Here is a 22,991-nt window from a genome sequence, read left to right as displayed (position 1 = left end):
GGTGCCATTCACGGATTTGCGAGAGTTACGATGAGCCAGGAAACACCGTATATCTTCGATGCCACCGATGCCACCTTCCAGCAACTGGTCATCGAGAACTCCTTCCACAAGCCAGTGCTGGTCGATTTCTGGGCCGAGTGGTGCGCGCCGTGCAAAGCATTGATGCCGCTGCTGGCCAAGATCGCCGAGGGTTATCAGGGCGAACTGCTGCTGGCCAAGATCAACTGCGATGTTGAACAGCAGGTCGTTGCCCAGTTCGGTATCCGCAGCCTGCCGACCGTGGTGCTGTTCAAGGACGGCCAGCCGGTCGACGGCTTCGCGGGTGCGCAGCCGGAGTCGGCGATCCGCGCCATGCTCGAACCGCACGTACAAATGCCTGCCGCACCTGCGGCCAGCCCGCTGGAGCAGGCCAAGGCCCTGTTCGCCGAAAGCCGTTTCGCTGAAGCCGAAGCCTTGCTCAAGCAACTGCTGGGTGAAGATAACAGCAACGCCGAAGCGCTGATCCTGTATGCCCGCTGCCTGGCCGAACGTGGCGAGCTGGGTGAAGCCGAGGTGGTGCTGGATGCGGTCAAGACCGACGAGCACAAGGCCGCGCTGGCTGGAGCCAAGGTGCAGCTGACTTTCCTGCGCCAGGCTGCCAGCCTGCCGGAAGTCGCCGAGCTGAAAAGCCGTCTGGCGCAGAACCCGCAGGATGATGAAGCCGCCTACCAGCTGAGCATTCAGCAATTGGCGCGCCAGCAGTACGAAGCGGCCCTGGATGGGCTGCTGAAGCTGTTCCAGCGTAACCGTGGCTATGAAAATGGTCTGCCGCAGAAGTCGCTGCTGCAGGTGTTCGAGCTGCTGGGTAACGATCACCCGCTGGTGAGTGTGTACCGACGCAAGCTGTCATCTGCGATGTTCTGACGCCCACGGGCCTGATCGCCGGCGTATCACCCCACCCAGTGATACACCGGCGCATCCACACCACTTTCCACCTTCACCTCACTGCTGTGCCGCAAGCGCACCAGCAGCCGTTTGCCCGCCGCGGTACTCCCCGTCAGCCCTTCCAGCCGATCCAACAATTCAGGCCCATTCATGTGCCCAGCCTGGCGTAGCACTTCCCGCGCCGCCGACCATTGTCCATCGTCTTGACGCGGCGCCGTGGCCGCAGGCACCACCTCAGCAGCTGTGGGTACTTCGATCTGCCGCCCCAGCTGCGCCCACTCCGCCGGTTCCAGTTCAATGGTCAGGTCCACCGGCCAATCACCAATGTGTCCACGAATTCTCACGATGCGGTCCTTGAATACAGGTCAATGCGTCATGCTCCCATGAACATGAAACCTGCGCCACACAGGCTGGCGGGGGCGAGAAAAATTGTTATAACATTACCAAAACATCGCCACCCAACCCTGGAGTCGCCCATGCGTCGTCTGCTGCTCGCCCTGCCCTTCGCCCTGCTGCCTCTGGCTGCGGCCCATGCCCACGATGACGACCATGACCACGATCATGCCCACGGCACACTTGCCGCCCATGAACACGGCGTGGCCAAGCTCAACGCCGTGCTTGATGGCAACACCCTGGAGCTGGAACTGGACAGCCCGGCGATGAACCTGGTCGGGTTCGAGCACGCGCCCAGCACTGACGCCGACAAAGCCAAGGTGGCTGCTGCCCGCCAACAGCTTGAGCAACCCCTGAAGCTATTCGGTCTGGCCCAAGCTGCTGCCTGCAAGGAAGACGCCCAGGAGCTCGAAAGCCCGCTGTTTGGCGACGCTGCCCATGCCGATGAGGACGGCGACGCCCACGAACACGGCCACCAGCACGCGGACGTCAACGCCCACTACCAGTTGACCTGTGCACAGCCGGACAAACTTGCCCAACTCGACCTCGGCCCGCTGTTCAAAACCTTCCCGCAGACCCAGAAAATCATCGTGCAACTGATCGGCCCGAACGGTCAGAAGGGCGTGGAAGCCACCCCTGCCAAGGCCACGGTTGCATTCTGAATGAGCCAGCCGCTGATCGAACTGCGTGACCTGGTGTTCGCCTGGCCGGGGCAGTCGCCCTTGCTGGACATCCCAGCCTTGCGCCTGGAGGCCGGCGAGGCCTTGTTCCTCAAAGGCCCCAGCGGCAGTGGCAAGACCACCCTGCTGGGCCTGCTGGGCGGCGTCAACCAACCCGGCAAGGGCAGCATCCGCTTGCTTGGCCAAGACCTGTCGAGCTTGAGTCAGGGTGCCCGCGACCGGTTCCGTGTCGACCACACCGGCTACATCTTCCAACAGTTCAACCTGCTGCCGTTTCTTTCGGTGCGCGAGAACGTCGAGCTTCCCTGCCGCTTCTCGCATAACCGGGCGTCACGCGCCGTGGAACGCCACGGCAGCGTCGACCAGGCGGCCGCCACACTACTGGCCCATCTGGGCCTGGACGACCCAGCCCTGCTCGCCCGCCGCGCCGGCAGCCTGTCGATCGGCCAGCAACAACGCGTCGCCGCAGCCAGGGCGCTGATCGGTCAACCGGAACTGGTGATCGCCGACGAGCCGACCTCGGCCCTTGACGCCGACACCCGTGAGGCGTTCATTCGCCTGCTGTTCGACGAATGCCGCGCGGCCGGCTCCAGCCTGCTGTTCGTCAGCCATGACCAGAGCCTGGCCCCCTTGTTCGACCGTCATTTGTCCCTGGCCGAGCTCAACCGCGCCGCCAAGCCCCGGGAGGCCTGATGTACCTGCTTCGCCTTGCCCTGGCCAGCCTGGCCAACCGCCGTTTCACCGCTTTCCTCACCGCCTTTGCCATTGCCCTGTCGGTGTGCCTGCTGCTGGCCGTCGAACGGGTACGCACCGAGGCCCGCGCCAGCTTCGCCAGCACCATCAGCGGCACCGACCTGATCGTCGGCGCCCGTTCGGGCTCGGTGAACCTGCTGCTTTATTCGGTGTTCCGCATTGGCAACGCCACCAACAACATCCGCTGGGACAGCTTCGAACACTACGCCAAAGACCCCCGTGTGAAATGGGCGATTCCCATCTCGCTGGGCGACTCGCACCGTGGCTACCGGGTGATGGGCACCACTGGCGATTACTTCAGCCACTACCAGTACGGCCGCCGCCAACATCTGGAACTCAGCCAGGGCCGGGCATTCGCTGACGACCCGTTCGAAGTGGTGCTGGGTGCTGAAGTGGCCGATGCACTGCATTACAAGCTGGGGGACAAGCTGGTACTGGCCCATGGCGTGGCCGCCATCAGCCTGGTCAAGCACGATGACAAACCGTTCACCGTGGTGGGTGTACTCAAGCGCACCGGTACCCCTGTGGACCGCACGCTGCACATCAGCCTGGGTGGTATGGAAGCCATCCACATCGACTGGCACAACGGTGTCCCTGCCCGTGGCGCCGGGCGTATCAGCGCCGAACAGGCACGCGGCATGGACCTGCAGCCCGCAGCCATCACAGCCTTCATGCTGGGTCTGAACAACAAGATCGCCACCTTCAGCCTGCAGCGCGAGATCAATGAATACCGGAACGAGCCGCTGCTGGCGATTCTGCCTGGAGTGGCGCTGCAAGAGCTGTGGAGCCTGATGAGCACGGCCGAACAGGCCTTGTTCGTGGTGTCGCTGTTCGTGGTGCTGACCGGGCTGATTGGCATGCTCACAGCCATCCTCACCAGCCTCAACGAACGTCGCCGGGAAATGGCCATTCTGCGCTCGGTGGGCGCCCGGCCATGGCACATCGCAGGTTTGCTGGTGCTGGAAGCCTTTGCCCTGGCCCTGGCCGGTATCGCCGCAGGGCTTGGCTTGCTCTATGCGGGTATCGCCCTGGCTCAGGGCTACGTGCAGGCCAACTATGGTTTGTACCTGCCACTGGCCTGGCCGAGCGCACACGAATGGACGTTGTTGGCGATAATTCTTGGCGCTGCGCTGCTGATGGGAAGCGTGCCGGCCTGGCGCGCCTATCGGCAGTCGCTGGCCGATGGCCTGTCGATTCACCTCTAAGGACTCGCCATGATCGAAAAATTTACCGGCCTCATCGCCGGCAAGCCGGCTCCCACAGGGACCGCGTCGCACGCATTACCGATGCTGCTGTTGATGCTGCTGGCACTGGCGCTGCCAGCTTGGGCCGCGGAACCCCGCGAGCTGGACTGGCCTGCGCTCATTCCCGAAGGCGCGCCAGTGATTCCGCCACAGTTGGCGCCGCTACACGACATGTCGCAATTAAGCGACGCCCTGTCCGCCGAGTCCGCTCCCGCAGCGCGCCAGCAGGCGCCTGACGCGCCCGTGGTGAAGAACCTGGACGGCCAGCAGATCAAGCTGCCTGGCTACATCGTGCCACTGGAAGTCAGCGAAGAAGGCCGCACCACCGAGTTTCTCCTGGTGCCTTACTACGGCGCCTGCATCCATGTACCGCCACCACCGTCGAACCAGATCGTGCACATTTTCAGTGAAATGGGTGTGCGCGTCGAAGACCTCTACCAGCCGTACTGGATCGAGGGAAAGATGCAGGTTAGAGCCTCCAGCAGCGAACTCGCCGACGCGGGTTACCAGATGGAGGCCGAGAAAATATACGCTTATGAGCTGAAGTGAGAACTGTTACCCGTTCGTGCGCACGCTTCTTTGAGCTGGGTCAAACTTTCTGTTTATGCGACTTCGTACCATTGGGCTTCACAAAATTTTCACGTCCTTTGGGAGCTTCCATGAACAAGTCCTTGCTCGGCGCCGCACTCGTTGCCCTGGCGTTCGCGGCCCCTGTTGCCCACGCCTATCAGGCGGGGGACATGATCCTTCGCGCTGGCGCCATCACCACCGCACCGAACGAAAGCAGCGGTGACCTCAAGTTCGATGGCAACAAGGTGTCGGGTACCAAGGCCACGCTGGACAGCGATACCCAATTGGGCCTGACCTTCGCCTACATGCTCACCGATCACATTGGCGTAGAGCTGCTGGCTGCCACCCCCTTCCAGCACACCGTTGGCGTGAAAGGCCTCGGCGGCGGGTTGGACGGCAAGTTGGCCGATATCAAGCAACTGCCACCCACCCTGTCGCTGCAGTACTACCCGATGGAAGCGAACTCGAAGTTCCAGCCGTATGCAGGCATCGGCATCAACTACACCCTGTTCTTCGATGAAGACCTCAGCAGCGAGCGCAAACAGCAGGGCTTCAGCAACCTGAAGCTGCAAGACTCGGTCGGCATTGCTGGCCAGTTGGGCATGGATTACCTGCTGACCGACAACCTGCTGGTCAACGCCTCTATCTGGTATGTCGACATCGACACCAAGGCCACCGTCGATGGCCCGAGCGCACTGGGCTACAGCAAGACCAAGGTCAACGTGGATGTAGACCCATGGGTCTACATGGTCGGCCTCGGCTACAAGTTCTGATTGCCACTGCAAGAATCGCGGGGGCGTTGCGCCCCCGCTGTGCTGCCTTGGTTGGTTCCTACAGAAGAACGTCACGGTCCATGTGGGAGCAACTGTCTTGAGTTGCCTGTACCGGCCCCATCGCCGGCAAGCCGGCTCCTACAGGTACTGCAATGTTCTTGAGAACGGCGCGGTCCATGTGGGAGCCGGCTTGCCGGCGATAGGGCCAGGTAGGCTAACGCTTTACGTCAGCCCTTCCCCAATAGCCGAGCCAACCCGTCGACCATCGACGTAGGTTGTGGAAAATCGAACCGCGCCAGCAACCGCTGGTTATCTGCCCGAGAATGGCGAATATCACCCGACCGCGCCGGCCCGTAGCTGATCGACGGCAGTCCGCCCACCACCTTCTCCAACGCCTTCAACAGGTCGTTCAGCGAAGTCGCCTGGTTCAGCCCGATATTCACTGCCCCCTCTTCCACCTGTGGCTTCTCCAGTGCCTGCACCATCACCTGCACCAGGTCTGCCACGTAGAGGAAGTCGCGGGTCTGCTCACCATCGCCGAACACGGTAATCGGCAGCCCTTGAGTCGCTCGCTCGCAGAAAATGCTGATCACGCCGGAGTACGGCGAGGACGGGTCCTGACGCGGACCGAAGATATTGAAGAAGCGGAACACCACCGGCTCCAGGCCATGCTGGCGACGATAGAAGTCCAGGTACTGCTCGCTGGCCAGTTTATCCACAGCGTAGGGCGTCAGCGGCGCCTTGGGCGTGTCCTCGACGATCGACTCGCCCTCGCCGTTGTTGCCATACACCGCGGCACTGGAGGCGAACAGCACACGACGTACGCCATGCACGCGCATCGCCTCACACACGTTGAGGGTGCCGATGAAGTTGCTTTGGTGGGTTTTCACCGGGTCTTCGACCGATGCCTGTACCGAAGCCACCGCAGCCAGGTGCACCACGGCGCAGCAACCCGCGACAGCGCGATTGACCAGCTCGGCGTCGGCCACATCGCCTTCGATCAATTCAAGCCGTGGGTGGCCCAGTTGCAGGTTGTCCCGCTTGCCTGTGGACAAGTCATCAAGGATGCGTACGGCGTAGCCTTTGCCTAGCAATGCATCACACAGATGGGAGCCAATGAAGCCGGCACCGCCGGTGATGAGAATGGGGGCGTCAGCCATGGCGGTAGAATCGGTCCAGAAGAGGCGGCAAACCAGCGCGCCAGGCACGCGGCTTGATGCCAAAGGTGTGAAGAATTTTCTTGCAGGCCAGCACCGCGTGCTGAGGCTCTTCGCTGGCATCCGGTCGGGCGGTGTGGGCCTGCGCCGTAGGTGCCTGCACAGCCAGCTTGCGGTACTGCCCTGCTTCGCCGAGGATCGCCTGGCCAAGCGCCAGCGGCGTGGTCGCCTCGTTACCGGCGTAGTGGTAGGTGCCCCACAGCGGCGCGCTACAGTCGAGCTGCTTCAAGACCGAGAGAATCACCCGGGCAGCATCGTCGACAGGGGTTGGATTACCGCGGCGATCATCCGCGAGCAGCAGCTCCTGCGGCTGTTCGGCACGGGTCAGGAAGCGACCCAGCGTGCCGTCGATGCTCTCGTCCAGCAGCCAGCCGAAGCGCAGTAGCACGTGGTGAGGGCAGGCCGCCCGCACGCTCTGTTCGATGCGCCACAGCGCCTGGCCACGCAGCCCCAATGGCACGGGCTCGTCCTTCTCGCTGTAGGCCGTGGCCCGCGAGCCGTCGAAAACCCGGTAGCTGGACGGTTGCACCAGAGTGATCTGGTGGTGCTGGCACAGCTCGGCCAACCGCTCAACCGCCCGCTCCTGTTGGGCCAGGCGCTGCTCGCTGACCGACTCGGCCTGGAACCAGTCGAAATAGTAAGCCAGGTTGACCAGGGCATCGGGGCGATGATCGTCCAGCAGCTGAGTGAGGCTGGCCGGTGTCCAGCCGTCTTCGGGCGGGCGCGGCGCCAGGAATGCGATGTCCTCCTCGGCCCCGAGACGAATCAGCGCTTGCCCGAGGGCATTGCCACCACCCAACAGCATCAGGCGCATACGCATAGAGTCAGCAGATCCGAACAGGTTGATAGGGGAAAGGAGCCATTTTGCGGTTTCCTGCCTGGGAAGTCCAACTCAGGGCAAAGCCAATGCCACGGACGGTAAAGATTTCGAACTTTCGAATTTCAATGCCGTAACCAGCAGATATCTCCTACGACAAGCCCGGAACGAGCTGACTTCCCCCCTAGAGCATAACTGCATTGAATAGTTGACTCACCCACTTGCCAGCTGGGGAGCTTCAAACATCAGTTATCGGGGACCGTCCAATGCCTCATTCGGAAGTCGCTCACCTGGACTTCAACCTGGAGCAAAGCCAGGCCATAGCCTCTGCAAGCAAGGCCATCACTGAATCTGGAGGGCCAGAGGCCAAAGGGGTCGCACTTCAGGCTCGACTATTCGCCAAACGAATCGAAAAAACCTTGAGCGAAAACCAACGTTCCGTTCTGCAGCGCTTTAGCGAAGGCCATCTTTCTGCCTTGATGTACAGGCAGATGCCTTGCCCAGACGACCCGATGCCCGAACAGCTACCCGACATTTCAGTTTTGGCGCAAAGTCCTCGCTGCCAATACCTCGCTTCACGCAACCAGTTGCTGCTGGAGCTGGCTCGTCATCGCAGCTTTGCCTTCGATATCGACAACGAAGGCAAACAAATCCGCCTGGTCGGCAACTTCAAGGGAGGTGGCTGCGTCCCGCGACCCGACGAGCCCTCCAGCACGGAAGTTGAAATCAGCTCGCATGCAGGCTTGCGCCTGGGGCCGCACACCGAAGCACCTTACAACTGCTCGACCATTGCCAACGACAACCGCTCCCCTGCCCCCTCTGCACTGATTCTCACGGCACGCTGGAACCCTGCCAATGAACCCACGAGTGTATTTCCGCTTCGGGATATCCTCGAGCGTTTGGGCAGCCTGGAAGCCCTTGCGCTCACTTCGGCATCTTTCGACTTCACTCGCAGCGACTGTTTTGCTCAAGGCCTCGGCAGTGATGGCAAAGCAGTTTCAATGCTGCAGTTCGAGGCCAATGGTGGCTTCTCGCTCCGTTACAACAGCTACCGCTTCTCATTGAATGAGTGCGCCAGCAGCGCTGTTGCACACGCTTTCGACGCGTTTCAGAAAACGCTGAACAACGCACAACCGCTGACGTTCGTCCTGCAGCCTGACAGCGCATTGTTGATCAACAACAGCCGAGCGTTGCATGGCCGCGACATGGTTCGGGACAACCGGCGGCTTCTCGTGCGTCAGTTTGGATATTCCCCCTTCGCAGTACCCGTGGTGCTCACTGAAGACCCCTTACTGGTTCGTGGTTGAGAACAGGAAAACGCCCGATGATCGAACTCGACTTGTCGCTTATTTTGATACTCGCTCTGGTTGCATTGATGGCGGGCTTTTTCGACGCGATTGCCGGTGGCGGAGGCCTGATCACACTCCCAGTGTTGTTCATTGCCGGCATCGAACCCTTGGCGGCAATCGCCACCAATAAATTCCAGGCGGCCTCGGCCACGGTTTCAGCCACGTGTGCCTTTGCCCGCAAGGGCATGATCGACTGGCGACGCGGTAGCCCAATGGCGCTCATGTCTTTCGCTGGAGGTGCTCTCGGAGCCCTGTCAGCAAGCTACTTACCCAAAACCGTTTTGCAGGCGTGCGTACCCATATTGCTGATTCTGGTGGCCGCCTACTTCGCCTTCAGCCCCAAACCGAATGAGCAAGCGCGTAAAGCGAAGATATCGACCAGCCTCTTCTGCGTGGCAGTTGCGCCAATCATCGGGTTTTATGATGGGATCTTCGGCCCAGGTGTCGGCTCGTTCTTCATGGTGGCTTGCGTGATTCTCTTGGGCCAACACCTGATACAAGCCGTGTGCAATAGCAAACTATTGAACGCAGCTTGTAACTTGGGTGCATTGTCAGTGTTTTCACTCAGCGGAGCGATCATCTGGCCACTGGCGCTGGCAATGGCGCTTGCTTCATTCGTGGGTGCCCAGTTGGGCGCCCGCTGCGCGGTACACTTCGGCCCGCGGCTCATCAAGCCACTGCTGGTCTGTGTTTGCTGCATCATGGCGCTCAAGCTACTGCTCGACACGGGCAACCCGCTTGGCGAATGGCTGCACAGCCAATTCTTCTAGAAAGCGCCAGCGGCGAGCCCGCTTGACGCGTTGACCGTCACTCGATTTCGAACAACCCGTTGCTCAACGGCCCCACGCTCAACCGCTCGCGCACATCGTCATCGATACGCGGGTCATCCGGCCGGTACAACTTGACCTGCCGGTAGGCATTGATGCGGTTGATCTCCTCCCCCAGGTACTCCCAGACCACCCGGGTGCAGGCCGGGTTGCGCCGGTCGCCGCTGGAAACCCCCGTCTTGAGCCCATTAAGGCGGGTGATGCGGCTCTTGAAGCTGGGAATGAGAATGGTCTGGCTCATCTCGTTGAGGGTCAGCGATTCGTAGTCGATCAGGAACACCCGGTCCTGCAACTGGAACGCCGCGCCCAGGTAGCGGCAACGGACTTCGGCATGCTGGTCGGCCGCACTGGAACGCTCCTGGCGCTCCTGACGCTCGAACAGGAAGTGGCCGCGCTCCTCGCGCAGGTGCACCAGCGACACCAGGATCGTGCCCGGCACCGACATGCAGTTGGAATACTCGAAGTAGTACCCGCAATAACGCGACAGGTTGCCGGCATGCGCGTGCAGCGGCTTGAAAATTTCGCTGATCGGGTCGCTGGGCTGATCGGCCACCGCCGATACCCGCGCGCCGATCAGTCGGGCGAACTGCTCGGCGGGCAGGTTCAGCTCGTAGTCCTCGACACCGAAGAAGTCGCCGATGCGCTTGAGGTTGTAAGCCGTCGGACGGCTCTGCCCGCTCAGGTACTTGTTGAACTGAGCACGGTTGATCGACAACTGCCGGCAAACTTCGGAAATAGAGCGGTAGTGGCTGCAAGCCAGTTTCAGGTTGGTAGCGAAATGATCGCTCATGTGTGGAATCCAGGTGACGCGAATGGCGCAATTGTAGCATCAAGTCGCATCAAGTCAGAGCAACCCGCGAAATTGTAACCACTCTTGTCATAGCCAACCATGCGCCCCAACACATAGCGGCGCGCCTGCCGCCCGCTGGTCTTTCCACACGAACAATAAGAATCGAGGTCATTTTCCAATGCTCGAAGCACTCAACGATTTCCTTTCGGGGAAACTTCTCATCGTGCTGATCGTCGGACTCGGCAGCTACTTCACGATCCGCTCGCGATTCGTCCAGTTCCGCCATTTCGGCCACATGTTCAGTGTTTTCAAGGAATCCCTGCGCGGCCAGGCAGGCCAACTGAGCTCGTTCCAGGCCCTGATGCTGAGCCTCGCCGGCCGCGTCGGCGCCGGTAACATCGCAGGTGTCGGCATCGCCGTGACCCTGGGCGGCCCAGGTGCCGTATTCTGGATGTGGGTCACCGCACTGGTGGGCATGTCCAGCAGCTTCTTCGAATGTACCCTGGCCCAGGTTTACAAGCGCGCCGATGGCGACGGCCTGTATCGCGGCGGCCCGGCCTACTACATCCAGCACGGCCTGAAGCTGAAAAGCATGGCGGTGGTGTTCTCGATTCTGCTGCTGGTCACCTACGGCTTCGCCTTCAACGGCCTGCAGTCGTACACCGTGACCCACTCGCTGCAGAACGCCTTCGGCTTCAACCCGCAGCACACCGGCATTGCCCTGGCAGTGCTGCTGGCGATCGTCTTCCTCGGCGGCATCAAGCGCATCGCGGCAGTGTCCGACCTGCTGGTTCCGGTCAAGACCCTGGCCTACATCGGCGTCACTCTGTACGTAATCGGCAGCCAGATCGAACACGTTCCGGCCATGCTGGAGACCATCTTCAAGAGCGCCTTCGGCCTCGACCCAGCGTTCGCCGGCCTGCTCGGCAGCGCCATCGTCATGGGCGTGAAGCGCGGCGTGTTCGCCAACGAAGCCGGCCTGGGCAGTGCCCCTAACGTCGCCGCGGTCGCCGCTGTGAAACACCCGGGCGCCCAGGGCGTGGTCCAGGCGTTCAGCGTGTTCCTCGACACCTTCGTCATCTGCACCTGCACCGCGCTGCTGATTCTGCTGTCGGGCTTCTACACCCCGGGCTTCGAAGGTGACGGCATCGTCCTGACCCAGAACTCCCTGGCTGCTGTAGTCGGTGACTGGGGTCGCCTGTTCGTCAGCGTCGCACTGTCGCTGTTCGTGTTCACCTGCATCCTCTACAACTACTACCTGGGCGAGAACAGCCTGCAGTTCCTGACCCGCAACCGTGTGGTGCTGATGGTCTTCCGCGGCCTGGTACTGGCACTGATCGTATGGGGTTCGGTGCAAGACCTGTCCACCGTGTTCGCCTTCGCCGACATCACCATGACCTGCCTGGCGTTCGTCAACCTGCTCGCCCTGGCCCTGCTGTTCAAGATCGGCCTGCGTGTGATGCGTGACTACGACGCCCAGCGCAAGGCTGGCGTGAAGCAGCCGGTATTCGACTCGGCCAAGTTCACCGACCTGGACCTGGACCGCGATGCCTGGCCTGCCAATCCCCAGGCTGAAACAGCCGCTGACAAGGTCACTGGCCAAGTTCAGACTCAGCGCTGATATCCTGCCGTACCCAGCCGCCCCTTCCGTGGGCGGCTGTTCTTTCTCCGCTCACCGCTACGGATGCTTTCCATGCGTGCAGTCAAGAATCTCCTCGTCCTCTACACCGGGGGCACCATCGGCATGCTCGAAACACCCGAAGGCCTGGCGCCGGCGGGTGGTTTCGACGCGCGCATGCGCGAGTACCTCGCCCAGCAGGACGATGCGCCGCGGGTGCAGTGGTCGCTGACCGAAATGAACCCGCTGCTCGACAGTGCCAACATGCAGCAGGCCAACTGGCTGGCGATGCGTGATGCCATCGTCGAAGCGGTGGAAGTTGGTGGTCATGATGGTGTGTTGGTGCTGCATGGCACCGACACTCTGGCTTATAGCGCCGCCGTGCTGTCGTTCCTGCTGCTTGGCCTGCCGGCACCGGTGCTGCTGACCGGCTCGATGTTGCCGGCAGGCGCCCCAGGCAGCGATGCCTGGGACAATCTGTGTGGCGCGTTGCGTCAGTTCGAAGCAGGCCTGGAGGACGGCGTGCAGCTGTATTTCCATGGCCAATTGCTGCATGGCTGCCGCGTCTCGAAACTTCGCAGCGAAGCATTCGACGCCTTTGCCGCCCTGCCTCGCCACCGCGAGGGCGAGCGTGCAGGTGCGGTGCCTGCCGCCCTCGATTACCGCCAGCCGCGTACGCAGGTCAACCTCGCGGTGATGCCGGTGTTCCCTGGTCTGCAGGCCGAGCATCTGCGCGCTCTGCTGGACAGCGGCGTGCAAGGCTTGCTGCTGGAGTGCTACGGCAGCGGTACCGGCCCCTCGGATGACCAGGCGTTGCTGGACGTGCTGCATGCGGCCCGCCAGCGTGGCGTGATGATCGTTGCGATCAGCCAATGCCCGGAAGGTTCGGTGGTGTTCGATACCTACGCGGCGGGTAACAAGCTGCGCGGTGCAGGGTTGGTCAGCGCTGGCGGCATGACTCGTGAGGCGGCGCTGGGCAAGCTGTTTGCGCTGCTGGGGGCTGGGTTGGATGTAGATGCGGCCGAGCAGTGGTTTGCGCTGGATCTGTGTGGCGAGCGGGCCTGACTTGAGCTTCGAGGTGGTGCGAAAATCGCGCGCCGCCCGCGCGGCGCATCGCGAGCAAGGCTCGCTCCTACGTTTGTTTCGGGCCAGTTATGCCTGTGGGATTTGCGCGCGAACGCCTTGGCGCATGGCTTGATATCGAGTCGTACACACAAGGCGGTCGCGCGCGTCTGTCACAGGCGTTATTGGCCGTAAACAAACGTAGGAGCGAGCCTTGCTCGCGATGCGCCGCGCGGGCGGCGCTCGATCTCATGGGCGCTGCGCCTCTTGCGCCAGGCGTCCACCAGCCCAGAAGCCCTTCCCACATGCAAAAAAGTGGCGGAAGGCAGCGGGAGTCGAACCTGCCCGGGAACGGCTGCCGTCCCCAACCGGGTTTGAAGCCCGGCCGCGCCACCGGGCGCGATTGCCTTCCTTGAACTCAGTGCCTGGCCTGCTGCTGAGCCAGGGCGCTGTCGGCGCGGATGTGACGCTGGTCGGCAACCCTGCGGGTCAGGCCGATGCGGTCGAAGTATTCGAGAATCTGCACACTGCGCTTGCGACCGATGCCCAACATATCGCGAAACGCCGCAACCTGCACTATCGGGGTGTCAGTTGCCTGGGCCAGCAGCAGCTCTGCCATGCGCCGCAGAGTCGCCTCAGGGTAGAACAGGTCGCGCACCACCTGGTGCACCAGGCCCAACCTGGCCAGCTTGCGCAACAGCAGACGCACATCCGCTTCAGCACACTTTTCCTCATTGGCCAAGGTCCGAACCCAAGGCGGGTCGAACTGCCCATCCAGCAAAAGAGGCTGCAGACGCGCCCACAATGCGCTGTCGGCATCACTCAATTGAACCTTGTGATCCGGCAGATGCAGCCAAGGGCCGCTGCTGGCGATCGCGCCTTCATTAAGTAGCTCATCCAGCAGGCTGACAAAAGCCGGTCGCTCCAAAGGCAAGGCAGCGAAGCGCCGCAAGCGGTCACGGTCCGGGCCGAGCTGGTCGGGTTCCTGCTCGTGGAACAACGCCAGTTGCTCCAGCACCTGTTGTCTGAGTAGTTGCCACTGGCGCTTATCGAACAACAACTGACCTTGCCGGGTGGCCACAACCAGCACATTGTTTGGAAGCTGCCAAGTCTCTCGAAGGCGGTTGAACTGGCGCTCAAGGCGCTGCGGATCAACCCCACCGGGCGCGTTTTCCAGCAGGGCCGTCAAAGCCTGCTCCAAGCCCTCGGCAGCACGCAGCACTTGCAACTGGCGTAGCCGCTCCTCACTGCGCCGCTGCCGACTTGGCGCGAACGGGTCGAGCACCTTACCGCCCCCCAAGGTGCGCTGGGCTCGCTGGTCGCGCAATACCAAGCGATCGCCGTGAACCGCCTGCAGCGGCGCGTTGAGCAGCAACTGGGCAAACATTCGCTGGCCGGGCGACAGGCTCTCGCCCTCCAGCAGCGCGACCCGGGCAGTGACGTCCTGGGTGCCCAGGTGTACGTGCACCGCACTGAAATGTTCGAAGGTACGTGTCTCGCTCGCCAACAGAGTCAGTTCGATATCGACCCGCACGCTAGGCGCATGCAGCCATTCAGGCACCAGCCAGTCGCCCCGGTGCACCTGCTCGACCGTCAGGCGTTCGGCGGCAATATTCAACGCCACCCGCTGCCCAGCCTCGGCCACCAACGCCGCCTGGTTCTGCGCATGCAGGCCACGCACCCGCACAGGCTTGCCAGCCTTGCCCAGGCACAAGGTGTCGCCAGCGCTCACCTGCCCGGCCAACGCTGTGCCCGTGACCACAACCCCTGCACCGGTGACGGCAAAGGCACGGTCGACGGCCAGGCGAAAACCTCCGCGCACGCTACGCTGGTGCACGCGCCTTTCGGCCGCCAGCAAAGCCTCGCGCAGCGCCTCGATACCCTCGCCGGTCACGCTCGACAGCGGAAACTGCAACGCCCCCGCGTATGGCCCTGGCGCCAACAACTCGGCCACCTGCGCCCGCACTTCCAGCAAACGCGCCGGCTCCACCCGGTCGCACTTGCTGATCGCCACCAACGCCTGGGGAATACCCAACAGTTCGATGATCGCCAAGTGCTCGCGGGTCTGCGGCATCACCCCATCATCGGCGGCCACCACCAGCAGCACCAGGTCGATGCCATGGGCGCCGGCCAGCATGTTGTGGATAAATCGCTCGTGACCGGGCACATCGATAAAGCCCGTCAACGGCGCCCCTTCGGCCAGGGCCGCGTAGCGATATCCGAGGTCGATGGTCATGCCACGGGCGCGTTCTTCCTGGCGGTGGTCGCCCGCCTGGCCAGTCAGCGCCTGCAGCAGTGCGGTCTTGCCGTGGTCGATGTGGCCGGCGGTTCCTACGATCACTGCACCGGCCCCAACTGCAAGGCAGGCAATTGCGCCAGCCATTGGGCTTCGTCGTCGAGCTGGCGCAGGTCAAGCCATAGCGCATCGTCGTCGATACGGCCCAGCACCGGCACCGGCAGGCTTCGCAGGGCCCGCTCCAGCACATGCAGGCTACGCCCGCGCAGCTTCTTCGAAACCTGCGGGCGCAGGCACAACGCCGCGCTGGGCAAGCGTGCCACCGGCTGGCTGCCGCTGCCGATCATGCCCAGCGCTGGTTCAACGCTGACCACCCATTGCTCACCCAGATGGGCCTTGAGCTCCGGCGCCAGGCGCTCGGCCTGGGCCTGGATCTCGGCCTGGCTGCGGGTCAGCAAACGTAGGCTGGGCAGGCGTTCGGCCAGGCGGTCGGGGTTGCGGTACAGCGCCAGCACTGCTTCAAGTGCGGCAAGGGTGATCTTGTCGACCCGCAGGGCACGCTTGAGCGGGTTTTTCTTGATCTTGGCAATCAGCTCCTTGCGGCCGACGATGATGCCCGCCTGGGGGCCGCCGAGCAGTTTGTCGCCGCTGAAGGTGACAATATCGGCGCCGTCCGCCAGCGCTTGGCGGACCGTTGGTTCGGCAGGCAGGCCCCAGCGCGTCAGGTCCAGCAGGCTACCGCTACCGAGGTCTTCGAGCAGTGGCAATTGATGCTGATGGGCGATGCGCGCCAATTCTGCGGTCGGCACCTGGGTGGTGAAACCCTGGATGCTGTAGTTGCTGCAGTGCACGCGCATCAGCAGGCCAGTACGTGGGCCGATGGCCGCTTCGTAATCGCGGGCATGGGTGCGGTTGGTGGTGCCGACTTCATGTAGGCGCACACCCGCGCGGGCCATGATGTCGGGAATGCGGAATGCCCCGCCGATCTCGATCAGCTCGCCACGGGAGATGACGCCTTCCTTACGTGCACCGAGGCTGTTTAGAGCCAGCAACACGGCAGCGGCATTGTTGTTGACCACGGTGACGGCTTCGGCGCCGGTCAGCTCGCGGATCAGGCCTTCGATCAGGTCATCGCGGTCGCCACGTTTGCCGGTGGCCAGGTCGAATTCCAGGTTGAGAGGGTAACGGGCGGCGGTCTGCATGGCCTCGACGGCTTCTTCCGGCAACAAGGCACGACCGAGGTTGGTGTGCAGTACGGTGCCGGTGAGGTTGAAAACACGGCGGACCTGACTGCGTTGCTGGATGGCCAGGCGTTCGCCGGCGCGGCCCAGTAATACTTCAGCGGCCAGCTCTGCGGCACCGAGCTGGCCGAGGCGAGCCGGTTCGCGCAGGTCGTCGAGCAACTGGCGCAGGGTGGCAAGCACGGCGTCGCGGCCGTGGCGGTCGATTAGCGGAAGGCAGGCTGGGTGGCGCAGCAGGGTATCGATCGAGGGCAGGCGTGGGGTGTCGCTGGCGAGGCTGGAAGACATGCAGTACTACCTTGGACTGATCCGGTGTCTGTTCGGGCCCTTTCGCGGGTAAACCCGCTCCCACAAAGACCGCACAGCCTTCAGGGACTGTGGGGTACCTGTGGGAGCGGGTTTACCCGCGAATGGGGCGACTCGATGCTGAAGTGTAGACACTCACCCACTGCCTGGCGCCAGCATCAGGTTCGGTGCCAGGCGGTGGAAGCCTTCTTCATCCAGGCGAATGTCCAGCGCCAAACTGGCCAGGTCGTCAGCGAGCGCTTCAGCGCCCGCATCGTTCTCCAGATAGTGCTGCTTCAAGTAGGTATCACACCCAGGACAACACTCCGCCCGCAGCGGCGCCTTGCCCGGTGCATGGCGATCATCATCGAGGCTGGTGTAGCGCAAATCCTTGCTCGACTCGCAGTACACACACTTCACCCGCACCACATGCCATTCACAGGCACACAACGAGCAGACCAGGTAACGCAGGCCATTGTGCTTGCCTCGGTTACGCACCATACCGGCCATGGCCGGCGAACCGCAGGCCGGGCACTGGGCCAGGCTGCCGGCGGGCTTTAGCTCCGGCGCAGGCAACGCCAGCAGCCAACTGGACCAGGCTGCTTGCACCGCAGCACCGATGAACGGTACCAACGCCGCCGGTACGGCATCGTACTGGCCAGCCAGCAAGGCGATGCCCCAGCCTTTACGCTGGCTTTCATCGCCGTTGCGCAAGGTCTGCAAGGCTTCGGCCAGAGGGCCGTCGGCCTCGTATTCGAAGTGATCGAGCAGTGCCTGCAACCACACCAGCCAAGGGCCTTCGCGCACCAGGCTGTCAGCCGCCAACGGCGGCAACCCGTGACTTATACACAGGCGCTGGCGTTCTTCGGCCACCGGCAAACCACCGGGTGGGTTATCCACAAGCTGCTGCTGAATGCGGCACAACCGAGCGACCAGCCGCAGGTAGTCACCCAAGGCATGCCCTGTGGATAAGTGCTCCAGCCGCACTGCACGCAGTTCGAACAGGTTGGCGGGTGGCAGATGAAGAAACGGCGGCATCACCGCCGATGCTTCGATCTGCCCGGGTTCGAGTATCGTGCTCAAACGGTCATCCTTCTTTACGTCCGTGATGGGTCGGCGTCTTGTCGCCGGTCACTTCGCGGTACCACAACTCATGGTGTTTACGCGCCCAGGTGCGGCTCACCCAACCATGCAACATTGCACCGATCGAGCCCTTGATCCAGATCCCGGCATAGATGTGCACGATGATGCTGAGAATCAGCACGAAGGCGGCCAGGGCGTGCAGCAAGGTGGCCAGGCGAATGGCGCCGATGTCGAAGTAATGGCTGAAGTACGCCCGCCAAATCACCACCCCACTGACCAGCAACACCAGCATGCACGCCAGCAGGGTCCAGAACAGCAGCTTCTGCCCGGCGTTGTACTTGCCGATTGGCGGCACGCCCTCCTCTTTGTTGAGCATCACCCGGTCGATGCGGCGCAGCCACAGGCGGTCGTTGGCGGTGATGAAGTTGGCGCGCCAGAAGCGCAGCACCAACCCGAGAAAGAACACGAACATCGCCACCCCGATGAACGGATGCAGGATGCGCGTCCAGGGCCCACCGCCAAACAGGTGGCTGAGCCAGAACAACGCCGGGTGGAACAGCGCAAGCCCCGACAGCCCAGCCAGAATGAACAGAATCGCCACCACCCAGTGGTTGCTGCGCTCGTTGGCGTTGTAACGCAAGATTGGCTTGTCGTCGTTCATGGCCGCTGCTCCCCCTGCCCGCCGGGCCGTTTCGGGTCATAGACATGGACCGTCGGGTCCACCTGGTGCACGCCATCAGCGGGCGGCGGTACGGGGTGCTCGTCCTCCTCGACCCGCTGCGGGCCGACCCGCACATAGTGGAAGAACCCGGCCAGCACCGCCGCGCCCATGGCCAGCAGTGCCAGCGGCTTGGTAAAGCCCTTCCATAGCCCGACCAACGGGCTGATCACCGGCTGGTCCGGAAGACCGGCATAAAGCTTCGGCGTGTCGGCATGGTGCAGCACATACATCACGTGGGTGCCACCGACGCCATCCGGGTCGTACAAGCCGGCGTTGTCGTAGCCCCGCGACTTCAAGTCGACGATGCGCTCGGCGGCATGCACCTTCATCTCGTCCTTGGTCCCGAAGACAATCGCCCCGGTTGGGCAGGTCTTCACACAGGCCGGCTCCAGGCCCACGGTCACACGGTCGGAACACAGGGTGCACTTGTACGCCTTGTGGTCTTTCTGCGAGATGCGCGGAATGTTGAACGGGCAGCCGGTGATGCAGTAACCGCAGCCGATGCAATGGTCCTGGTTGAAGTCGACGATACCGTTGGCGTGCTTGATGATCGCCCCCGGGCTTGGGCACGCCTTCAGGCAACCTGGGTCTGCGCAGTGCATGCAGCCGTCCTTGCGGATCAGCCACTCCAGGTTGCCATCGTCACGCTCGTGCTCGGTGAAGCGCATCAGGGTCCAGGTTTCGGCGGTCAGGTCCTGGGGGTTGTCGTAGGTGCCATGGTTGTGGCCGACCTCGTCACGCAGTTCGTTCCACTCCGAACACGCCACCTGGCAAGCCTTGCAGCCGATGCACTTGGTGGTGTCGATCAGCTTGGCCACTTCCTGCTGCTGACGTACCGAGGGCGGTACGGTGGTGGTGGCCGAGCGGGCGATGATGTCTTGGCTGGCCATCAGAGTTTCTCCACTTTGACGAGGAACGACTTGGACTCCGGCGTCTGGGTGTTGCCATCACCGAGGAACGGCACCAAGGTGTTGGTCAGGTAGCCGTGCCGGGTGGAACCGGTGAAGCCCCAGTGCAACGGGATGCCGATCTGGTGCACGGTCTGGTTGTTGACCTGCAGCGGACGAATCCGCTTGGTCACCACCGCCACCGCGTCGATATGCCCGCGCTTGCTCGACACCCGCACCCGGTCGCCGGCCTTGATGCCCTTCTCGTTGGCCAGCACCTCGCCGATCTCGACGAACTGCTCGGGCTGGGCAATGGCGTTGAGCCGGCAATGCTTGCTCCAGAAGTGGAAGTGTTCGGTCAGCCGGTAGGTGGTTGCCGCGTAAGGGAACTCGTCGTGCGTACCGAGGGTGTCCCACACCGAGTCGAAGACCCGCCCGGCCGGGTTGCTGACGACCTTCTTGTTCTGCGGGTGCAGTGGGTTGATGCCGATGGGCGTCTCGAACGGCTCGTAGTGCTCGGGGAACGGCCCCTCGGCCATCTTGTCGACGGCGAAGAACCGCGCCACGCCCTCAGGGTTCATGATGAACGGGTTCATCCCCGCCTCCGGTGGCGAATCGACCTTGAAGTCCGGCACGTCGGTACCGGTCCAGGCCTTGCCGTTCCACCACACCAGGCGTTTTTTCTCTGGGTCCCATGGTTTGCCCTGTGGGTCGCAGGAGGCGCGGTTGTAGAGGATGCGCCGGTTGGCCGGCCAGGCCCAGGCCCAGTTCTGCACCTGGTGCATGCCGTACGGGTCGCTGTTGTCACGACGGGCCATCTGGTTGCCCTGCTCGGTCCAGCAGCCGGCGAAAATCCAGCAGCCCGAAGCAGTACTGCCGTCGTCCTTGAGCTGGCCGAAGCCCGACAGCTGCTGGCCCGCTTTAAGCTGCGCGCCAGTGGCATCGGTAACGTCGCTCACGGCCCAGCCGTTCATCTCCTTGGCCAGCTCCTCGGGCGATGGCTCTTCGGGAACCTTGTACGGCCAATTGATGTTCATGATGGCGTCTGGATACGCACCGCCTTCAGCCTGGTAGCGATGACGCAGGCGCAGGAACAGCTCGCTCATGATGTGCACGTCGGTGCGGGTCTCGCCCGGGCCGTCGGCACCTTTCCAGTGCCATTGCAGCCAGCGGCTGCTGTTGACCAGCGAGCCGTCCTCCTCGGCGAAGCAGGTGGTGGGCAGGCGAATGACTTCGGTCTGGATATTGGCCGTGTCGACATCGTTGAACGGCCCGGCATTGCGCCAGAACTCCGAGGTCTCGGTGGCCAGCGGGTCCATGATCACCAGCCACTTGAGCTTGCCCAAGGCTGCGGTTACGCGGTTTTTGTCCGGCAACGCGGCAATCGGGTTGAAGCCTTGGCACAGGTAGCCGTTGACCTTGCCCTGGCCCATCATCTCGAACATGCGCAGCACGTCGTAGGCCGGCACGTCGAGCTTGGGCAGCCAGTCGTAGCCCCAGTTGTTTTCGGCGGTGGCATTGGCGCCATACCAGGCTTTCATCAGGCTGACGTGGAACTTGCCGTAGTTCTGCCAGTACGACAGCTGCCCTGGACGCAACGGCTTGGAAGCGCGCTTGTCGATGTAGGCGGCATAGTCCTGCTCGGCATCGCCCGCCAGGGTCAGGTAACCCGGCAGCGAGTTCGACAGCAGCCCCAGGTCAGTCAGGCCCTGGATGTTGGAGTGGCCACGCAAGGCGTTCACCCCACCACCGGGCATGCCGACGTTACCCAGCAGCAACTGCACCATTGCCGCACTGCGGATGATCTGTGCGCCAATCGAATGCTGCGTCCAGCCCAGCGCGTAGAGAATCGTCATGGTCTTGCCCGGTACCGAGCAGGTGGCGATCTCTTCCCAGATCTTCATCATGGCGTCCTGCGGCATGCCGCAAGTCATGCTTGCCACTTCCGGGGTGTAGCGGCTGTAGTGCTGCTTCATCAGCTGATAGACGCAACGCGGGTGCTGCAGGGTCGGGTCGACCTTGGCGAAGCCATCTTCGCCAATCTCGTAGCCCCAGCCGGACTTGTCGGCATACACACGCTTGGCCGCGTCGTAGCCGCTGAACAGCCCGTCTTCGAAACCATAGGTTTCCTTGACGATGAACGACACATCTGTGTAATTGCGCACGTACTCGTGCTGGATCTTGTCGTTGCTCAGCAGGTAGTTGATCAGCCCGCCCATGAAGGCGATGTCGCTGCCGGTGCGAATCGGCGCGTAGTAATCCGCCACCGAGGCGGTACGGGTAAACCGCGGGTCGACCACGATCAGCCGCGCCTTGTTGTGCGCCTTGGCCTCGGTCACCCACTTGAAGCCGCACGGGTGCGCTTCTGCTGCGTTGCCACCCATCACCAGGACCAGATTCGCGTTAGCGATATCGGACCAGTGGTTGGTCATGGCGCCACGGCCGTACGTCGGGGCAAGACTTGCCACCGTCGGGCCATGTCAGACACGCGCTTGGTTATCGAACCCCAGCATGCCTGTTGCGCGGATGACCTTGTGGGTCAGGTAGCCTGCCTCGCTGGAGGCGGCGGATGCAGCGAGGAAACCGGTGGTGAGCCAACGGTTGACCGTCTGGCCCTGGGCATTCTTCTCGATGAAGTTGGCATCGCGGTCCTGCTTCATCAGGTCGGCGATGCGGTCGAGCGCGTCATCCCAGCTGACCTGCACCCACTCCTTGCTGCCCGGCTTGCGCACTTCGGGGTACTTGAGGCGGCTGGGGCTGTGGATAAAGTCGAGCAGGCCGGCACCTTTGGGGCACAGGGTGCCACGGTTGACCGGGTGATCGGCGTCGCCTTCGATGTGGATGATGTTCTGTTTGACGTTTTTGCCCGCATCGCCCTGGCTGTACATGATCAGGCCGCAGCCGACCGAGCAGTAGGGGCAGGTATTGCGAGCTTCTTTGGTGTGCGCCAGCTTGAAGTGGCGCACCTGCTCGGCGAATGCCGGCGTCGGGGCCATGCCCAACGCCGCCAGGCTCGAGCCTCCAAGGCCGACGGCGGCGACCTTGAAGAACTGCCGACGGTTGAGGTCCATCGTGCACTCCTGATCAGGTTTCGGGCGCCAGAACATGGCCGGCGCCTCTGGTCATCACGGTGGTGGCAAATAAATGCCGCCAACTGTTAAGACTAGACAAGAATCAGGGAAGTGCGATGACGTGGGTCAGGGTTGAAGGCCCTTTCGCGGGTAAACCCGCTCCCACAGGATTAATGCCGACCCCTGAAGCTGCACCGCACCTGTGGGAGCGGGTTTACCCGCGAAGAGGCCAGCGGCTGTAAGACATTTCTGAACCTGAAACCAAATGCTTCAAGACCAGCATGCTTGGGAATTATCCTACGCGCGCTGCTGAACCATCGCTGTTGTCGGGGAAATGCCTCACGGATAACGTTTCCGGGTCGTTTCGGCGACCGGGTGTGAGAACCCGCAAGATTTCAAGCAGCAGTATCTTTTATGGCAGCTGTGTACGGGCAGGCTTCGTCCTGGCCG

The 22,991-nt window shown here is 62.7% G+C and carries 20 protein-coding genes and 1 tRNA gene; 10 read left to right on the top strand and 11 right to left on the bottom strand.

Translation table 11 applies throughout. The features are described from left to right. The first annotated feature begins 30 nt into the window (after nt 1-30). A complete protein-coding gene (gene trxA, locus PspTeo4_RS24340; protein WP_322366310.1) occupies nt 31-903 on the top strand; it encodes a thioredoxin in 873 nt (290 codons plus the stop codon). A gap of 26 nt (nt 904-929) precedes the next feature. Here the strand turns inward: trxA and PspTeo4_RS24335 are convergent, their stop codons facing one another. Next, nucleotides 930-1,268: a hypothetical protein gene (locus tag PspTeo4_RS24335; protein WP_322366309.1), complete on the bottom strand. Its 339-nt coding sequence runs from the start codon at nt 1,266-1,268 to the stop codon at nt 930-932. 132 nt (nt 1,269-1,400) lie between these two features. Between PspTeo4_RS24335 and PspTeo4_RS24330 the strand changes: the two genes are divergently transcribed. From PspTeo4_RS24330 to PspTeo4_RS24310, 5 genes are all read left to right on the top strand, one after another. After that, nucleotides 1,401-1,979, top strand: coding sequence for a DUF2796 domain-containing protein (locus tag PspTeo4_RS24330; RefSeq protein WP_322366308.1), 579 nt, complete (start codon nt 1,401-1,403; stop codon nt 1,977-1,979). Further along, nucleotides 1,980-2,690 (top strand): ABC transporter ATP-binding protein, encoded by a 711-nt coding sequence (locus PspTeo4_RS24325; protein WP_322366307.1) that lies wholly within the window; start codon nt 1,980-1,982, stop codon nt 2,688-2,690. It begins immediately after the preceding gene. Then, a complete protein-coding gene (locus PspTeo4_RS24320; RefSeq protein ID WP_322366306.1) occupies nt 2,690-3,955 on the top strand; it encodes an ABC transporter permease in 1,266 nt (421 codons plus the stop codon). Before PspTeo4_RS24325 ends, PspTeo4_RS24320 begins: the two co-directional genes overlap by 1 nt. Before the next feature lie 81 nt (nt 3,956-4,036). Continuing rightward, nucleotides 4,037-4,543, top strand: coding sequence for a DUF3299 domain-containing protein (locus PspTeo4_RS24315; protein WP_416196991.1), 507 nt, complete (start codon nt 4,037-4,039; stop codon nt 4,541-4,543). Between the two features lie 110 nt (nt 4,544-4,653). Then, complete coding sequence (locus PspTeo4_RS24310) at nt 4,654-5,337, top strand: OmpW/AlkL family protein (protein WP_322366305.1); 684 nt, start codon at nt 4,654-4,656, stop codon at nt 5,335-5,337. Nucleotides 5,338-5,564: 227 nt separating this feature from the next. Here the strand turns inward: PspTeo4_RS24310 and PspTeo4_RS24305 are convergent, their stop codons facing one another. Next, entirely contained in the window at nt 5,565-6,497 is a 933-nt protein-coding gene (locus PspTeo4_RS24305) for an NAD-dependent epimerase/dehydratase family protein (protein WP_322366304.1), read from the bottom strand. Beyond that, on the bottom strand, nt 6,490-7,374 hold the full coding sequence (locus PspTeo4_RS24300; RefSeq protein ID WP_322366303.1) for a sugar nucleotide-binding protein: 885 nt from the start codon (nt 7,372-7,374) through the stop codon (nt 6,490-6,492). Before PspTeo4_RS24300 ends, PspTeo4_RS24305 begins: the two co-directional genes overlap by 8 nt. Nucleotides 7,375-7,637: 263 nt before the next feature. Here PspTeo4_RS24300 and PspTeo4_RS24295 point away from each other — a divergent pair, with 263 nt between their 5' ends. Continuing rightward, the gene (locus PspTeo4_RS24295) at nt 7,638-8,678 is read left to right on the top strand and encodes a hypothetical protein (protein WP_322366302.1); all 1,041 of its coding nucleotides are present in this window, start codon (nt 7,638-7,640) and stop codon (nt 8,676-8,678) included. Between the two features lie 17 nt (nt 8,679-8,695). Next, nucleotides 8,696-9,490, top strand: coding sequence for a TSUP family transporter (locus tag PspTeo4_RS24290; protein WP_322366301.1), 795 nt, complete (start codon nt 8,696-8,698; stop codon nt 9,488-9,490). Nucleotides 9,491-9,527: 37 nt separating this feature from the next. Here PspTeo4_RS24290 and PspTeo4_RS24285 read toward each other — a convergent pair whose 3' ends face one another. Continuing rightward, entirely contained in the window at nt 9,528-10,337 is an 810-nt protein-coding gene (locus PspTeo4_RS24285; protein ID WP_322366300.1) for a helix-turn-helix transcriptional regulator, read from the bottom strand. Between the two features lie 178 nt (nt 10,338-10,515). Here PspTeo4_RS24285 and PspTeo4_RS24280 point away from each other — a divergent pair, with 178 nt between their 5' ends. Then, nucleotides 10,516-11,958: a sodium:alanine symporter family protein gene (locus PspTeo4_RS24280; protein WP_322366299.1), complete on the top strand. Its 1,443-nt coding sequence runs from the start codon at nt 10,516-10,518 to the stop codon at nt 11,956-11,958. 72 nt (nt 11,959-12,030) lie between these two features. After that, nucleotides 12,031-13,020: an asparaginase gene (locus tag PspTeo4_RS24275; RefSeq protein ID WP_322366298.1), complete on the top strand. Its 990-nt coding sequence runs from the start codon at nt 12,031-12,033 to the stop codon at nt 13,018-13,020. Between the two features lie 313 nt (nt 13,021-13,333). On the opposite strand, the gene PspTeo4_RS24270 is transcribed toward PspTeo4_RS24275, so the two are convergent. The 7 genes from PspTeo4_RS24270 to fdnG all read right to left on the bottom strand — a co-directional run bounded on the left by PspTeo4_RS24270 (nt 13,334) and on the right by fdnG (nt 22,541). Beyond that, nucleotides 13,334-13,429 (bottom strand) — tRNA-Sec (locus tag PspTeo4_RS24270). A 6-nt stretch (nt 13,430-13,435) separates the two neighbouring features. Further along, entirely contained in the window at nt 13,436-15,358 is a 1,923-nt protein-coding gene (selB, locus tag PspTeo4_RS24265) for a selenocysteine-specific translation elongation factor (protein ID WP_322366297.1), read from the bottom strand. Next, nucleotides 15,355-16,782: an L-seryl-tRNA(Sec) selenium transferase gene (gene selA, locus PspTeo4_RS24260; protein WP_322366296.1), complete on the bottom strand. Its 1,428-nt coding sequence runs from the start codon at nt 16,780-16,782 to the stop codon at nt 15,355-15,357. The genes selB and selA overlap by 4 nt, the downstream gene beginning before the upstream one ends. A 153-nt stretch (nt 16,783-16,935) precedes the next feature. Further along, nucleotides 16,936-17,862 carry a formate dehydrogenase accessory protein FdhE gene (fdhE, locus tag PspTeo4_RS24255; protein ID WP_322366295.1) on the bottom strand — a complete coding sequence of 309 codons (927 nt, stop codon included), beginning with the start codon at nt 17,860-17,862 and terminating at the stop codon, nt 16,936-16,938. Nucleotides 17,863-17,866: 4 nt separating this feature from the next. Then, nucleotides 17,867-18,523 (bottom strand): formate dehydrogenase subunit gamma, encoded by a 657-nt coding sequence (locus tag PspTeo4_RS24250; protein WP_322366294.1) that lies wholly within the window; start codon nt 18,521-18,523, stop codon nt 17,867-17,869. After that, complete coding sequence (fdxH, locus tag PspTeo4_RS24245) at nt 18,520-19,473, bottom strand: formate dehydrogenase subunit beta (RefSeq protein ID WP_322366293.1); 954 nt, start codon at nt 19,471-19,473, stop codon at nt 18,520-18,522. Before fdxH ends, PspTeo4_RS24250 begins: the two co-directional genes overlap by 4 nt. Continuing rightward, entirely contained in the window at nt 19,473-22,541 is a 3,069-nt protein-coding gene (fdnG, locus tag PspTeo4_RS24240; RefSeq protein ID WP_322366292.1) for a formate dehydrogenase-N subunit alpha, read from the bottom strand. Before fdnG ends, fdxH begins: the two co-directional genes overlap by 1 nt. Nucleotides 22,542-22,991: the final 450 nt, after the last annotated feature.

It is taken from the genome of Pseudomonas sp. Teo4 (assembly GCF_034387475.1).
In the GTDB taxonomy this organism is placed as follows: Bacteria; Pseudomonadota; Gammaproteobacteria; order Pseudomonadales; family Pseudomonadaceae; genus Aquipseudomonas.
The sequence above is the reverse complement of the archived record's forward strand: the minus strand, read 5'-3'. Positions and strand labels throughout refer to the sequence as shown.

Coding starts and splice junctions, on each gene's coding strand:
- PspTeo4_RS24325 (WP_322366307.1), top strand. CDS start 1,980: ATGAGCCAGCCGCTGATCGAACTGCGTGACCTGGTGTTCGCCTGGCCG.
- PspTeo4_RS24285 (WP_322366300.1), bottom strand. CDS start 10,337: ATGAGCGATCATTTCGCTACCAACCTGAAACTGGCTTGCAGCCACTAC.
- PspTeo4_RS24305 (WP_322366304.1), bottom strand. CDS start 6,497: ATGGCTGACGCCCCCATTCTCATCACCGGCGGTGCCGGCTTCATTGGC.
- fdxH (WP_322366293.1), bottom strand. CDS start 19,473: ATGGCCAGCCAAGACATCATCGCCCGCTCGGCCACCACCACCGTACCG.
- PspTeo4_RS24300 (WP_322366303.1), bottom strand. CDS start 7,374: ATGCGTATGCGCCTGATGCTGTTGGGTGGTGGCAATGCCCTCGGGCAA.
- PspTeo4_RS24295 (WP_322366302.1), top strand. CDS start 7,638: ATGCCTCATTCGGAAGTCGCTCACCTGGACTTCAACCTGGAGCAAAGC.
- PspTeo4_RS24320 (WP_322366306.1), top strand. CDS start 2,690: ATGTACCTGCTTCGCCTTGCCCTGGCCAGCCTGGCCAACCGCCGTTTC.
- PspTeo4_RS24310 (WP_322366305.1), top strand. CDS start 4,654: ATGAACAAGTCCTTGCTCGGCGCCGCACTCGTTGCCCTGGCGTTCGCG.
- PspTeo4_RS24290 (WP_322366301.1), top strand. CDS start 8,696: ATGATCGAACTCGACTTGTCGCTTATTTTGATACTCGCTCTGGTTGCA.
- selA (WP_322366296.1), bottom strand. CDS start 16,782: ATGTCTTCCAGCCTCGCCAGCGACACCCCACGCCTGCCCTCGATCGAT.
- PspTeo4_RS24250 (WP_322366294.1), bottom strand. CDS start 18,523: ATGAACGACGACAAGCCAATCTTGCGTTACAACGCCAACGAGCGCAGC.
- PspTeo4_RS24275 (WP_322366298.1), top strand. CDS start 12,031: ATGCGTGCAGTCAAGAATCTCCTCGTCCTCTACACCGGGGGCACCATC.
- PspTeo4_RS24330 (WP_322366308.1), top strand. CDS start 1,401: ATGCGTCGTCTGCTGCTCGCCCTGCCCTTCGCCCTGCTGCCTCTGGCT.
- trxA (WP_322366310.1), top strand. CDS start 31: ATGAGCCAGGAAACACCGTATATCTTCGATGCCACCGATGCCACCTTC.
- PspTeo4_RS24315 (WP_416196991.1), top strand. CDS start 4,037: ATGCTGCTGTTGATGCTGCTGGCACTGGCGCTGCCAGCTTGGGCCGCG.
- PspTeo4_RS24280 (WP_322366299.1), top strand. CDS start 10,516: ATGCTCGAAGCACTCAACGATTTCCTTTCGGGGAAACTTCTCATCGTG.